Origin of the sequence: Azospirillum halopraeferens DSM 3675 (genome assembly GCF_000429625.1) — a bacterium.
Classification (GTDB): domain Bacteria; phylum Pseudomonadota; class Alphaproteobacteria; order Azospirillales; family Azospirillaceae; genus Azospirillum; species Azospirillum halopraeferens.
Map to the genome: position 1 here is coordinate 32,432 of NZ_AUCF01000028.1, position 13,479 is coordinate 45,910.

Below are 13,479 nucleotides of genomic sequence, written 5' to 3' on the forward strand. Positions count from 1 at the left end.
ACGGCCAAGGGGGCCGGGGGGCGCAGCCGCCCTCCGGCCCTTCGGGCACACGGTTCGGGAGCGGATGGCAATGGTTTGGCGCGAGGCGCGCCGGCGCGGGTTGGGCGCGCTGGCGCTGGTGGGTGCGGTGGGCGTGGTGGTCGGGGTCGTCGGCTGGGGCGGCTTCAACACCGTCATGGAAGCCACCAACCAAACGTCGTTCTGCATCTCCTGTCACGAGATGCGCAGCACCGTCTACGAGGAATACAAGACATCGGTGCATTTCCGGAACGCGTCGGGGGTCCGCGCCGAATGCGCCGACTGCCATGTGCCGCGCGACTGGACGCACAAGGTGATCCGCAAGGTCGCGGCCACCAGGGAGTTGTACCACTGGGCGGTGGGCACCATCGACACGCCCGAAAAATTCGAGGACAGGCGCTACCGGCTGGCCCGCAACGAGTGGGACCGCATGCGCGCCTCCGACAGCCGGGAGTGCCGCAACTGCCACTCCTTCGAGGCGATGGACTTCCACAAGCAGACGGCCAAGGCGGCCACCGCCATGGAATCCGCCATGAAGGCGGGCAAGACCTGCATCGATTGCCACAAGGGCGTCGCCCACACCCTGCCGGACATCACCGCCGGCCACCGCCGCAGCTTCGCAGCGCTCGCCGGGGCCGCCGCGGCCCTGGAGCCCCGGCCGGGCACCACCCTCTACGCCCTGTCGGGCATGCCGCTGCACCTGGAGCGGCCGACGGCGGACGCCGCGGGGGACGGCACGCTGGCACCGTCCACGGCGGTGACGGTCGCCGCGGTCGAGGATGGCTTCCTGCGGGGGGAGATCACGGGCTGGTACCGCGGCACGTCGCACCGGACCCTGTTCGCGCTCCAGGGCAAGCGCATCCCGCTGGCGACGCTGTCCGATGCGGCGGCGGCGCGGCTGGAACCCCTGGGCGAGGTGGAGGACGCCGACACCGGCCAGACCTGGACGCGGGTCCGCCTGCCGGTGTGGACGCGCGCCGACGGCTATGTCCCCGCGCTTGCCACCCTGTGGGGCTATGCGGCGGAGATTTACGACGCCAACTGCACCTTCTGCCACGCGCCCTACGCGCCGGACGCCTACGCCGCCAACACCTGGATCGGCAATCTCAACGCCATGAAGCGGATGACCCCGATCAACGGGGACGAGGCCGCGGTGCTTCAGGCGTGGCTTCAGCTCAACGCCAGGGACACCGCGCCGGCGCCCTGACGTGGCGTGGAGGGATGGCGGCCCGGCCGGAACCGGGCCGCCATCCCGGTCGGGTCAGGCCGCCACCGCGTCGTTGGCGGGGACCATGCGGATCAGGTGGTCGAAGGCGGACAGCGCGGCCTTGGACCCCTCGCCCATGGCGATGACGATCTGCTTGTAGGGCACCGTCGTCGCGTCACCGGCGGCGAAGACGCCGGGAACGGAGGTCTGGCACCGGGCGTCCACCTCGATCTCGCCGCGCGGGCTGAGCGCCACCGACCCCTTCAGCCATTCGGTGTTGGGCACCAGGCCGATCTGCACGAAGATGCCTTCCAGGTCGACCCGGTGCAGCTCGCCGCCGGCCCGGTCCTTGTAGGTCAGGCCGGTCACCTTGGTGCCGTCGCCGTGGACCTCGGTGGTCTGGGCGGAGGTCAGGACGGTGACGTTGGGCAGGCTGCGCAGCTTGCGCTGGAGCACGGCGTCGGCGCGGAGCTGGCTGTCGAACTCGATCAGCGTGACGTGCGCGACGATGCCGGCCAGGTCGATGGCCGCCTCGACGCCGGAGTTGCCGCCGCCGATCACCGCCACGCGCTTGCCCTTGAACAGCGGGCCGTCGCAGTGCGGGCAATAGGCCACGCCCTTGTTGCGGTACTCGTCCTCGCCGGGGACGTTCATCTGCCGCCAGCGCGCGCCGGTGGACAGGATCACCGTCTTCGCCTTCAGCGAGGCGCCGCCGGCCAGCTTCACCTCGATCAGCCCGCCGGGGGTTGCCGCGGGCACCAGCGCCTCGGCCCGCTGCAGGTTCATCACGTCGACCTCGTAGTCCTTGACGTGCTGCTCCAGCGCCGCGGCCAGCTTGGGCCCCTCGGTGTGGGGAACGGAGATGAAGTTCTCGATGGCCATGGTGTCCAGCACCTGGCCGCCGAAGCGCTCGGCCGCGATGCCCGTGCGGATGCCCTTGCGTGCGGCGTAGATGGCCGCCGCCGCACCCGCGGGGCCGCCGCCGACCACCAGCACGTCGAACGCCTCCTTGGCCTTGATCTTCTCCGCGGCGCGGGCCACCGCACCGGTGTCGATCTTCGCCAGGATCTGTTCCAGTCCCATGCGGCCCTGGCCGAAGGGCTCGCCGTTCAGGTAGATCGACGGGACGGCCATCACCTTGCGCTGCTCCACCTCGCCCTGGAACAGGGCGCCGTCGATGGCGACGTGGCGGATGCGCGGGTTCAGCACGCTCATCAGGTTCAGCGCCTGCACCACGTCGGGGCAGTTCTGGCACGACAGGGAGAAGTAGGTCTCGAACAGGAAGTCGCCGTCCAGCGCCTTCACCTGCTCGATCACCTCCGGCGACTCCTTGGGCGGGTGGCCGCCGACCTGGAGCAGGGCCAGGATCAGGGAATTGAACTCGTGCCCCATGGGCAGCCCGGCGAAGCGCACGCCGATACCGGTGCCGGCGCGGTTGATCGCGAAGGAGGGCTTTCGGGCGTCGTCGTCGCGGCGGACCAGGGTGATCTTGTCGCTGAGATCCGCGATCTCCCGCAGGAGTTCGTTCATCTCCTGCGACTTGGCGCCGTCATCCAGGCTGGCGACCAGTTCGACCGGCTGCGTGATGCGTTCGAAATAGGCCTTGAGCTGGCCCTTTACGGAATCGTCCAACATGGTGATGGTCCCCCGCGGCTTTTGTTGTGTCGGGCGGGCCGGATGGTGCGGCCCGGATGGACTCCGGGGCCCGGACGATGCCGGGCCCCGGTTGCGTCCACCGTTCACGGTGCCGTGGCCGGTGTCCGGCCAAATCAGATGTGGCCGGTGTCCGGCCGGATCAGATGTGGCCGGTGTCCGGCCGGATCAGATCTTGCCGACCAGGTCCAGCGACGGGGCGAGGGTCTTCTGGCCCTCCTCCCACTTGGCCGGGCAGACTTCGCCGGGGTGGGCGGCGACGTACTGGGCGGCCTTGACCTTGCGCAGCAGCTCGGTGGCGGAACGGCCGACGCCGCCGGCGGTGATCTCGACGATCTGGATCTTGCCGTTGGGGTCGACGACGAAGGTGCCGCGGTCGGCCAGGCCGACCTCTTCGATCATCACCTCGAAGTTGCGGGTGATGGTGCCGGTCGGGTCACCGATCATGGTGTACTCGATCTTGCCGATGGCCGGCGACGTGTCGTGCCACGCCTTGTGGCAGAAGTGGGTGTCGGTCGACACGGCGTAGATCTCGACGCCGAGCTTCTGGAACGCGCCGTAGTTGTCGGCCAGGTCCTCCAGCTCGGTCGGGCAGACGAACGTGAAGTCGGCCGGGTAGAAGAACACCACGGACCACTTGCCCTTCAGGTCGGCGTCGCTCACCTCGATGAACTTCCCGTTCTTGAAGGCAGTCGCCTTGAACGGCTTGACTTCGGTGTTGATCAACGACATGAGATGCTCCGTAAGTTAAACAATTCGGACCACGCACAATCCCGAATTCGTTATTGTATCGGGAGGGCGGTTTTCCTTGGTCGGCCCGTTGCCCGCAGCGAAAATAGGGGGAATTGCCCGGTCCAAGAAGCGGAAAATTCAGATCGCATTAATCGACTCAGTCGATTAATATGGCGGGCCATGAGACCGCTTCCCACGTTGCGCCAGCTCCGCTACCTCGTCGCTGTGGTGGACCGCTGCCATTTCGGCCGCGCCGCCGAAGCCTGCCACGTCAGCCAGTCCACCCTCAGCGCCGGCATCCAGGAACTGGAGGAGTTGCTGGGGACGCCGCTGCTGGAGCGCACCAAACGGTCGGTGATGCCGACCCCGCTGGGCCGCGAGATCGCCGCGCGCGCGCGCGACCTGCTGAAGGCGGCGGAGGATCTGGTGGATATCGCCCGCGCCACGGAGGACCCCATGGCCGGGCCGCTGCACCTGGGGGTCATTCCGACGATCGGACCCTTCCTGGTGCCGCGCCTGATGCCGGCGCTGCGCGACGCTTTTCCCGACCTGAAGCTGTTCCTGCGCGAGGATCAGACCGCCCGCCTGCTCGACCGTCTCGACTCGGGGGAGCTGGACGCCGCCCTGCTGGCCCTGCCGTACCCGTCGGGCGACGTGGAATCGGTGGACATCGCGGTGGACCGCTTCTGGGTCGTCTGCCCGCCCGGCCACCGCCTGTGCCGCAAGCCCGCGGCCGACCCGGCGGATGTGGCGGTGGACGACCTGCTGCTGCTGGAGGACGGCCATTGCCTGCGCGACCATGCCCTGGCCGCCTGCGACCTGGAGGCCGGGCGGCGCAATTCCGCCTTCCAGGGTACCAGCCTGCACACGCTGGTGCAGATGGTGGCCAACGGTCTGGGGGTGACGCTGCTGCCCCAGATGGCGCTCGACACCGGTATCCTGCGCGGTCTCGACCTGGCCGTGCGCCCGTTGAGCGGCGCGCGCCCCTACCGCCGCATCGGCCTGGTCTGGCGCCGCACCTCCGGCCGCAAGGAAACCTTCCGCCGGCTCGCCGACGCGTTGAAGGCGGAGATGGCGGATCGGCCGATGGAAGATATGCATGCAAAATGCTGAAGCTACCAACAGTCAGTATATCTGTTTGCGGAGCAAATAAAATTCGCGAATGCTGTGCCTTGACTGCACTGCAATGCAAAATTGGCGGTGGTGGGATGGGGTATACCAGTTTATCCTGACTTCAATACGAAGTGAGGAGGACGACATGAACAGCACGACTTTCTTCCAGAACGGCGCCGAGCGCGCCCCGTCCCGCATCCTGCGCGCGATCGACACCTTCCTGGCGGCGTGGTCCGAGACGGTTGCCGACTACCGCGCCTACCGCGAGGCCACGCTGCTCAGCCCCGGCCAGCTCGCGCGCCGCCGTCAGACCCGCAACGACGCGGTGCGTCGCGCCGTCGGCTTGCCGCGGCTGCCGCGGGCGTGAGGGCACCGGCAAGGTTCAGGCGCTGCGCGGTCCCAGCAGGATGACCGCGGCGCCGAGCAGGCAGGCGGTGCCGCCGATCAGGTCCCAGCGGTCGGGGCGCGTGCCTTCGACCGCCCACATCCAGACCAGCGACGCGGCGATGTAGACGCCGCCATAGGCCGCAAAGGCGCGGCCGGCGAACGCCGCATCGACCCGGGTGAGCAGCCAGGCGAAAAGCATCAGGCTCGCCACCCCGGGACCGATCCACAGCATCGACTTTCCCAGGCGCAGCCACGCCCAGAAGGCGAAGCAACCGGCGATCTCCGCCACCGCCGCGCCCGCGTAGATCCCCACCGCCCCCGCCATCCCGTGTCCTTTCCGTGCCGGCAATCCGGCGGCAGGATACACCGGGGCGGCGGCGCCCCGACATTATACCGACGGCGTCAGAATGATGCCGCAGATCCGCCCCGATCGATCAATGCAAAGCACTGATCGATCGGGTTTCATGCCCGGAAACCATTGGAACGGATCTCTTTCCGGCCGTATCACTGGATGAGCGGCGGATTGAAGGGATGGGTGATGCGCGTCGGTGCCAGGCGGCGGTCGCAGGGGTTGGGGTGGCGCCGGCAGGTTTCCCTGTACAGCTCCTCCAGGGCCGTGATGCGGGCGGTATCGTGGAACTGGCGGGCCCGCACCAGGTTGTCCCAGACGATCTGGCGCAGCGCCGCGTCACCGTGCGGCTGCGCCATCAGTGCGGCGCCCCGGACGGCCGCCTCCTCCGGCGTCAGCCGCTCATGCTCGGCGATGGCGGCGACCTCGGCATCGGTAAGGGGGGCGGGAACGTCGAACCGGCCCATGTCCGCCGGCCGGTCGTATGGAGCAATGCTCCCATGGTGTTTGTCGTCGGGGATGGCCATGATGCCTCCTCCGCGGCCCATCCGGGCGCCTCGGTCCCGAGTGTACGGCGGGCACCGCCGCCGGCCGCTGCATCGTCCACCATCCTACCGCCGCCCGCGGCCGCGTGAAAGTGGTAGCGGGGGGGTGCGCGGTTATCGCGCAGTGCGCTACTCGGGAAACCGTCGCTTCCGCCCCAGCCGGTCTTCCACATACAGAAGGTTGACCAACACCAGCATCAGGACGGCCAGCGGTGTGGCCAGGAACATGCCGAGGATGCCGAACAGCAGGCCGCCGGCGGTGATCGCCGCGATGGTGATCACCGGCGGCAGGTGCACCACGCGTTTCTGCGCGATGGGCATGATGACGTTCCCCTCCACCTGCTGGATCGCCAGGTAGAGCAGCGCGGTCCAGATCGCCAGGGTGGGCGACTGGGCGAAGGCGATCAGCACCGCCGGCGCCGCGGCCAGGAAGGGGCCGATCAGCGGGATGAACTCCAGCACCATGGCGACGATCCCCAGGGCCAGCGCCGCCGGTACCCCCAGCATCATCAGCCCGGCGGTGGTCAGCACCCCCACCACCGCCATGGAGAGAAGCTGGCCCTGGAGCCATTTCCACAGGGCGTCACCGGAGGCATCCAGCACCTCGCGGGTGCGCGCCTGCCCCGACCGGGGGACGAGCAGCTCCAGGCCGCGTCGGTACACCGCGGGCGACGCCGCGGTGTAGATCCCGACAAACAGGGCGATCACCAGGTAGCTCAGGAAACCGACGAGGTGGCCGGCCGCCGATTGCAGGTAGCTGGTCCAGGGGGCGCTCGCCGCGTTCTCCGACAGTGCGGTGCGCACGTCGTCCGGCAGGGCGTCCACCGCTTCGTTGAGCCGGCTGCCCAACTGGCCGAACTGGCCGGCCATCGTCGTTCCCATCAGCCAGCCGCCGCCGACCGCCAGCAGGACGATCATCGCCAGCACGACCCCCAGCCCCCACCCGTGGCCCAGCCCGGTCCATTGCCGGACGATCCCGGTCAGCCTCAGCAGCAGGATGGCCAGCAGCACGCCGGCGAAGACCAGCAGCAGGGCGTCGGCCGCCCGCCAGGCGAGGAAGGTCAGCGCGCCGACACCGGCGACGATCAGCACCCGCCACAGGAAGGGCCGCAACCCCGTGTCGCCGGAGGCGCCGCCCCGGGGCCGGCCGCTCGTGTCCGTCGGTTGGTCCATCCGCCCGCTCCCCTCCCGCTTCCGACGGGAAACGGTTTTCGGGCCGGTCGGGTCACGGTCGGCCCGTCACCCCTGGCCGGATGCCCCCGTCCGCCACCGGTGGGGCTGCCAGCTATGGCTTAAGCGTTATCCCGGTTCGCTGATGCGCGAGGACTCCGGCGTCCCCTTATCGATTTCGATGCCAAGGAGTCATTCTTGCTGATGTCATTACCGGGCCCGCCACACGGCGGGCCCCTTCGTTATCGGATGTCATCAACCGCCGGCCCGGCTCGCCGGAGCGGACGGGCCGCCGCCCTCGGCTGCCGGCGGCAGGGTCAGCGCGATGCTCAACCCCGGCGCGGCGTCGCCCAGCTCCAGTCGGGCGCCGTGCAGGCGCGCCACCGCGTCCACCAGCGCCAGCCCCAGCCCGTTGCCCGGCGTGGCCCGTGCGTCGTCGAGCCGGACGAAGCGTTCGAGCACCCGCTCGCGCAGGTCCGCGGGGATGCCGGGACCACTGTCCGCGACCTCCAGCCGACCGGCCGCCCCGTCCACCCGCAAGGCGATGCGCCCGCCGGCCGGCGTGTACTTGATGGCGTTGTCCAGCAGGTTGGCCAGCGCCTGCGACAGCAGTTGCGGGTTGCCGCGCGCCGGCACCGGGGCGTCGGGCACGTCGGCGGTGAAGGTCAACCCCTTCTCCTCGGCCACCGGCTCGTACAGGTCGGCGGCGGTGCGGGCGATGGCGGCGAGGTCGACGGGCTGGAAATCGGCCGCCCGCCCGCCGGCCTCCGCCTCTGCGATGGACAGCAGCGCGCGGAAGGTGGCCAGCAGGGCGTCGGCTTCGCCGATGGTCTCCTGTAGCGCGGTTCGGTAGACCTCGGGGTCGTCGGTGTCCTCGATCAGCACCAGTTCCAGGCGCGAGCGCAGCCGGGTCAGCGGCGTGCGCAGGTCGTGCGCCACGCTTTCGCTGACGTGGCGCATGCCCTCCATCAGCCGCACGATCTGGTCGAGCATGGTGTTGAGGTTGGCGGCAAGCCGGTCGATCTCGTCGCCCGACCCGGTGCGCGGCACGCGGTCGGCCAGGTCGCCGTCGATGATGCGGCGCGTGGTGCGGTTGATCGCCTCGATGCGCGCCAGCGCGCGCCGGCTGAGCAGCAGGCCGCCGGCCACGCCCAGCGCGCCGGTGACCGCCACCACCCAGCCCAGCGACGCCACCATGCGGTGGCGCAGGGTGTCGAGCACGCTCATGTCGCGCCCCACCAGCAGCTTCAGCCCGCCGGGCAGCACGAAGCCCTGGGCGCTGGCGGTGGCCGGCTGGCCGTGCGGGCCGCCGCTGGGGGCCACCTGGAAATGCATCCAGCCCTCCTGCTCCGGCATCACCTTGGGCCACCCGGACAGGTTGCCGGCCAGCGGCACGCCGTGGGGCGACAGCACCAGGTACATGGCGTTGGTGTGGGGATCGTTGCTGCGGTCGCGCACCGTGGCGATCAGCCGGGGCAGACCGCCGAACTGGTACTCCTGGCGCAGCAGGGCGATGTCCGCGGCGATGGCGTCGGCGACCTGCTGTTCCATGAAGCCGGCGGTGGTCCGCCACACCACCCACAGGATGACCGTCACCGACGCGCCGAACATCCCGAGATAGAGCAGCGCCAGCCGGAACGTGGTCGTGCGCAGCAGTTTGGGAAAGGGCGTCACGCCGCGGGTGCCGCACGCAGGGAATAGCCGGCGCCGCGCACGGTGTGGATCAGCGGCGTCGGAAAGTCCTTGTCGATCTTCTGGCGCAGCCGGGCGATGTGCACGTCGATGACATTGGTCTGCGGATCGAAGTGATAGTCCCAGACGTTTTCCAGCATCATGGTCCGGGTGACCACGCTGCCGGCGTTGCGCATCAGGTACTCCAGCAGCGCGAACTCCCGCGGCAGCAGCTCGATCTCGCGTCCGGCGCGGCGCACGGTGCGCGACAGCAGGTCCATCTCCAGGTCGCCGACCGACAGGCGGGTCTGCGGCTGGCCGGCGCCGCGCCGGCGCACCAGCACCTCGATGCGCGCCAGCAGTTCGGAAAAGGCATAGGGCTTGGTCAGATAGTCGTCGCCACCCGCCCGCAAACCCTTCACCCGGTCGTCGACGCTGCCCAGCGCCGACAGGAACAGCACCGGCGTGTCGTTGCCGGTGGCCCGCAGGATCTCCACCAGCGACAGGCCGTCCCGGCCGGGCAGCATGCGGTCGACGATCAGCACGTCGTAATGCTCCGCCCCGGCGAGGAACAGCCCTTCCTTACCGTCGTTGGCCACGTCCACCACATGCCCCGCCTCCTTCAGCCCCTTGGCCAGGTAGGCGGCGGCCCGTGCGTCGTCTTCGATCACCAGCACCTTCATGCCCGGCATTCTAAACCTCTGCGGGGGTTGCGCCAAGGCGCCGGCGGGGTGGCGCGCCGGCAAACGCACCGTCCCCGCCGACGATCCCGTCATGCCTGTGACAGGCGCAGCGCCACGAAGCTCTCGGTGCCGCGGCGGTTGATCAGCAGCAGCACGGCCTTGCGGCCGGCCTTTTCCGCCTCGGCGACCGTGCTCGCCACGTCGGCGGGGGTGGCGACGGAGCGGTCGCCGACCCTGACGATGACGTCACCGGGGCGCAGGGTCGTCTCGCCCGCCCCGTCCTCCAGGCCGGCCACCACCACCCCCGTGACGCCGTCGTCCAGACCGAGGCCGGCCCGGGCGTTCCGGTCCAGCGCGGCCAGCCGCAGCCCCTTCACCGTGTCGGTCGCGGCATCGCCGGAGCCGTCAGGGGCGGCGGCCACCCGCTCCTCGCCGGGCATGGCGCCGACGCGCACGCTCAGCGCCTGCTCGCGGCCGTCGCGGGACACCACCACCTCGGCGGTGCTGTCGGGCCGGGCCTCGGCCACCGCGCGGCTCAGGTCGCGGACCTCGCCGACCGGCTTGCCGTCGAAGCGCAGCACCACGTCACCCTGGCGCAACCCGGCCCGGGCCGCCGGGCTATCAGCCGTGACGTCGGCCAGCAGCGCGCCGCGCGCCTCACCCAGGCCCAGGGCCTGGCCCAGTTCGGGCGTCACCTCCTGGATGCGCACGCCCAGCCAGCCCCGCTCGACCCGCCCGCTCTCCTTCAACTGGGCGATGACGGTGCGGGCGAGGTTGGATGGGATGGCGAAGCCGATGCCGACCGAACCGCCGTTGGGCGAATAGATCGCGGTGTTGATGCCGATGACCTCCCCCGCCAGGTTGAACATGGGGCCGCCGGAATTGCCGCGGTTGATGGCGGCGTCGGTCTGGATGAAGTCGTCGTAGGGGCCGGCGTTGATGTGCCGGCCGCGCGCCGACACAATGCCCGTCGTCACCGATCCGCCCAGGCCGAAGGGGTTGCCCACGGCGACCACCCAGTCACCGACCCGCGTGCCGTCGCTGTCGCCGAAGGCCAGATAGGGCAGGGTCCGATCTCCGGTCACCTTCAGCAGGGCCAGGTCGGTCTTCGGGTCGCGGCCCACCACGGTGGCCGGCAGCTCGGTGCCGTCGGTCAGGGTGACGGCGATGGCCGTGGCGCCGTCGATCACATGGTTGTTGGTCACCACGTGCCCCTCGCCGTCGATGACGAAGCCCGAGCCCACGGCGGACCCGCCGCGCCCGCGCGGCGGCTGCGGTGCGTCGGGTTCGCCGAAGGGAGCGCCGAAGCGGCGGAAGAACTCCTCGAACGGCGAGCCCGGCGGGAAGGGCAGGGAGGGGGCGGCGCGGCGCTCCGCCGCCGGGGTCGCCTCGCGCCGCGCGGTGATGGTGACCACCGCCGGCTGCACCCGCTCCACCAGCGGCGCGAAGCTGGGGGGCAGGGGGGCGGTGATGGCGGCGGGGGCGGTCGGCTGCGCCGTGGCCAGGGCGGTGCCGCCGGCCAGCACCGTGGTGCCGAGCAGCACCGCGGCGACGGCGCGCCGCAGGAGGCGTGTCGGCGTTCCGCGCCCGGACATGAGATTGGACATCGGAAGGACTCCGTTGCTGGCGTTCGTCTGTATCGTGGGCCGCCGGGCCGGTCCCGGCGGTGCCTACCTATTTAGAAAGCCGCCGCTGACGCCCGCCTTGCCGCGGCATTACAAAAAGTTCAGGCGCGATACGTCCTTATGGGCGGGGTGACGAAACCCGGCGCCCCCGGTCCCGTTCCCCGTGGATGGTCGTGGATTCCCCGTTGCAAGGACCTGAGCATGGCATTGCCTATCCCGACGGCGGCGCGCCCGCTCGGCCCGGTGCTGGAACGGCTGCTCATCGAGATGGGCCCGTTGGTCGTCTTCTTCGTGGTCAGCCGCTGGCTGGGCATCCTCCCCGCCACGGCGGCGCTGATGGCCGCCACCGCCGTGGCGGTGCTGTACTCGCTCTCGCGGGCGCGGCGGGTGCCGGTGATCCCTCTGGTCAGCCTGGCCTTCACCCTGGTGTTCGGCGGGATCACGCTGGTGTGGAACGATGCCACCTTCATCAAGATCCGCCCCACCGTCTACAACCTGGCGGCGGGGCTGGCCCTGCTGGTCGGGCTGGCGATGCGCCGGCTGCTGCTGAAGTCGGTGTTCGACACCGGCATCGGGGTCGACGACCGGGCGTGGAAGACCCTCACCTGGCGGGTGGCCGGATTCTTCCTGGTCCTGGCGGCGCTCAACGAAATCCTGTGGCGGACGCTGCCCACCGACGACTGGGTGGCCTTCAAGGCCTTCGGCATGCCGGTTCTGAACATCCTGTTCCTGGCCGCCAACTGGCCGTTCGTGCGCCGCCGCCTCAGGCGCCCGGCACCGGATCGCCCCGCCGCTGCGCCGCAGCGCGCCGCAGCGACCCTAGAAGCGACCGGTCGTTGATGATGCGCGGCACCTTGTTCTGTCCGCCCAGCTTGCCGCGGCTGCGCATCCAGGCGGCGAAGGTGCCGGGCGCCGCCGGTTCCAGCCGCGGCGGCGCCATGCCGAAGCCGCCGGCCCGGTGGGCCGCGTAATCGTCGTTCAGCGCCGCCAGACGGCCGTCCAGCGCCTGCGCGAAGGCGTCCAGGGCCGGGGGCGGGGGGACGCCGCCCGCCCATTCCACCACGAAGACGTGGCCGCCGCGCTCTCCCGGCGCCTCGGGGAAGACCGGGCCGACGGAGTAGTCGCTGATGGCGGCGCCGATGGCGGCGGCGGCGTCGCTGACGGCGCGCTCGATCTCCTCGCCGATCAGGTGCTCGCCGAAGGCCGACAGGGTGTAGGAGGTGCGCCCCGTCACCAGCACGCGCGGCGGATCGCGGTCGACCAGGCGCACCGTGTCGCCCAGCACGTAGGACCAGGCGCCGGCGCAGGTGCTGAGCACCACGGCGTAGTTCACCCCCGGCTCCGCGTCGTGCACCCAGAAGCGCCGGGGGTTGGGGGCGTCCAGCTCCTCCGGCGGCACGAATTCGAAGAACAGGCCGTTGTCGAGCAACAGACGCAGCCCCTCGCCCTGGCCGCGGTCGGCGACGGCCAGGAAGCCCTCGCTGGCGGGGTAGACCTCGCGCAGCTCCGCCCGGCCGCCCTCCAGCCAGCGGGTGAAGCGGGCGGCGTAGGGCTCGAAGCTGACGCCCCCGTGCACCAGCAGCTCCAGGTTCGGGTAGAAGCCCGCCAGGGTCGGCGGCCGGTCGGGAAACAGATCCGCCAGGCGGTCGAGGTAGAGCAGCAGCCAGCTCGTGGTACCGCCCAGCGTGCGGATGTCCTCGTCCAGGGAGCGGCGGCCGATGCGGTCCACCTTTTGCTCCCAGTCGCTGAGCAGGGCGAGGTCGGGCGGCGGGAAGGTGTAGCGGCGCACCCAGCGCGGCACCTCCCGCGTGGCGATGCCGGAGAGATCGCCGCTGAAGATGCCCGGCGCCTCCTCCACCAGGGCGGTGGAGCCGCCGAGCATGAAGTTGCGCCCGCCCATCACCCGGCTGCCGGGCCGGTTGGCGGCGTGGAAGACCAGCAGGTCGAAGGCGGCGCGGGTGTTGGCGCGGACCATCGCCCGCGACACCGGAATGTACTTGGTGGTTCCCGTGGTGGTGCCCGAGGTGGCGGCGAAGTAGGGGATGGTCCCCGGCCAGGTCGCGTCCGTCAGCACCGGGAAGCCGTCGGACCAGTAGTCCCTGCGGAAATCCTCGTAGCGGCGCAGCGGTACCCGTTCCCGGAAGTCGCGCACCGAGCGGATGCCGGCGAAGCCGTGGTCGCGGCCGAAGCGGGTCGCCTCGGCCCTCCGCACCAGACGCAGGAGCTGGTCCTCCTGGACCGCCGCCGGCCGGCGGTCGGCGAGGCGGCGCAGGCGGGCGCGGGCGTAGAGTCGCAGAAGCGGCGTGGCGTCGAGCATGGCGGGTCC

The 13,479-nt window shown here is 70.7% G+C and carries 13 protein-coding genes; 4 read left to right on the forward strand and 9 right to left on the reverse strand.

Annotated features, from left to right (window positions below):
* Nucleotides 1-70: 70 nt before the first annotated feature.
* Nucleotides 71-1,225 (forward strand): NapC/NirT family cytochrome c, encoded by a 1,155-nt coding sequence (locus G472_RS0120045; RefSeq protein WP_156927188.1) that lies wholly within the window; start codon nucleotides 71-73, stop codon nucleotides 1,223-1,225.
* 54 nt (nucleotides 1,226-1,279) lie between these two features.
* Here G472_RS0120045 and ahpF read toward each other — a convergent pair whose 3' ends face one another.
* The gene (ahpF, locus tag G472_RS0120050) at nucleotides 1,280-2,860 is read right to left on the reverse strand and encodes an alkyl hydroperoxide reductase subunit F (RefSeq protein ID WP_029009802.1); all 1,581 of its coding nucleotides are present in this window, start codon (nucleotides 2,858-2,860) and stop codon (nucleotides 1,280-1,282) included.
* Nucleotides 2,861-3,046: 186 nt separating this feature from the next.
* Complete coding sequence (gene ahpC / locus G472_RS0120055; protein WP_029009803.1) at nucleotides 3,047-3,610, reverse strand: alkyl hydroperoxide reductase subunit C; 564 nt, start codon at nucleotides 3,608-3,610, stop codon at nucleotides 3,047-3,049.
* Nucleotides 3,611-3,790: 180 nt separating this feature from the next.
* Between ahpC and G472_RS34490 the strand changes: the two genes are divergently transcribed.
* Nucleotides 3,791-4,723, forward strand: a complete 933-nt coding sequence (locus G472_RS34490) for a hydrogen peroxide-inducible genes activator (RefSeq protein WP_051341068.1) — start codon at nucleotides 3,791-3,793, stop codon at nucleotides 4,721-4,723.
* A 145-nt stretch (nucleotides 4,724-4,868) separates the two neighbouring features.
* A complete protein-coding gene (locus tag G472_RS0120065; RefSeq protein WP_029009804.1) occupies nucleotides 4,869-5,090 on the forward strand; it encodes a hypothetical protein in 222 nt (73 codons plus the stop codon).
* A gap of 15 nt (nucleotides 5,091-5,105) precedes the next feature.
* Here the strand turns inward: G472_RS0120065 and G472_RS0120070 are convergent, their stop codons facing one another.
* The 6 genes from G472_RS0120070 to G472_RS0120095 all read right to left on the reverse strand — a co-directional run bounded on the left by G472_RS0120070 (nucleotide 5,106) and on the right by G472_RS0120095 (nucleotide 11,135).
* Complete coding sequence (locus G472_RS0120070) at nucleotides 5,106-5,435, reverse strand: YnfA family protein (protein WP_029009805.1); 330 nt, start codon at nucleotides 5,433-5,435, stop codon at nucleotides 5,106-5,108.
* A gap of 179 nt (nucleotides 5,436-5,614) precedes the next feature.
* Nucleotides 5,615-5,986 carry a hypothetical protein gene (locus tag G472_RS34495; protein WP_245593537.1) on the reverse strand — a complete coding sequence of 124 codons (372 nt, stop codon included), beginning with the start codon at nucleotides 5,984-5,986 and terminating at the stop codon, nucleotides 5,615-5,617.
* A 147-nt stretch (nucleotides 5,987-6,133) separates the two neighbouring features.
* Nucleotides 6,134-7,177: an AI-2E family transporter gene (locus G472_RS0120080; protein ID WP_051341069.1), complete on the reverse strand. Its 1,044-nt coding sequence runs from the start codon at nucleotides 7,175-7,177 to the stop codon at nucleotides 6,134-6,136.
* 252 nt (nucleotides 7,178-7,429) lie between these two features.
* Nucleotides 7,430-8,848 (reverse strand): sensor histidine kinase, encoded by a 1,419-nt coding sequence (locus G472_RS0120085; protein WP_029009807.1) that lies wholly within the window; start codon nucleotides 8,846-8,848, stop codon nucleotides 7,430-7,432.
* Complete coding sequence (locus G472_RS0120090; protein WP_029009808.1) at nucleotides 8,845-9,528, reverse strand: winged helix-turn-helix domain-containing protein; 684 nt, start codon at nucleotides 9,526-9,528, stop codon at nucleotides 8,845-8,847. The genes G472_RS0120085 and G472_RS0120090 overlap by 4 nt, the downstream gene beginning before the upstream one ends.
* An 89-nt stretch (nucleotides 9,529-9,617) precedes the next feature.
* Entirely contained in the window at nucleotides 9,618-11,135 is a 1,518-nt protein-coding gene (locus G472_RS0120095) for a DegQ family serine endoprotease (RefSeq protein WP_029009809.1), read from the reverse strand.
* A gap of 219 nt (nucleotides 11,136-11,354) precedes the next feature.
* On the opposite strand from G472_RS0120095, the gene G472_RS34500 reads away from it, so the two are divergent.
* Nucleotides 11,355-11,993 carry an inner membrane-spanning protein YciB gene (locus G472_RS34500; RefSeq protein ID WP_051341070.1) on the forward strand — a complete coding sequence of 213 codons (639 nt, stop codon included), beginning with the start codon at nucleotides 11,355-11,357 and terminating at the stop codon, nucleotides 11,991-11,993.
* Here G472_RS34500 and G472_RS0120105 read toward each other — a convergent pair.
* Nucleotides 11,917-13,470 carry a GH3 family acyl-acid amido synthetase gene (locus G472_RS0120105; RefSeq protein WP_029009810.1) on the reverse strand — a complete coding sequence of 518 codons (1,554 nt, stop codon included), beginning with the start codon at nucleotides 13,468-13,470 and terminating at the stop codon, nucleotides 11,917-11,919. The genes G472_RS34500 and G472_RS0120105 overlap by 77 nt on opposite strands.
* Nucleotides 13,471-13,479: the final 9 nt, after the last annotated feature.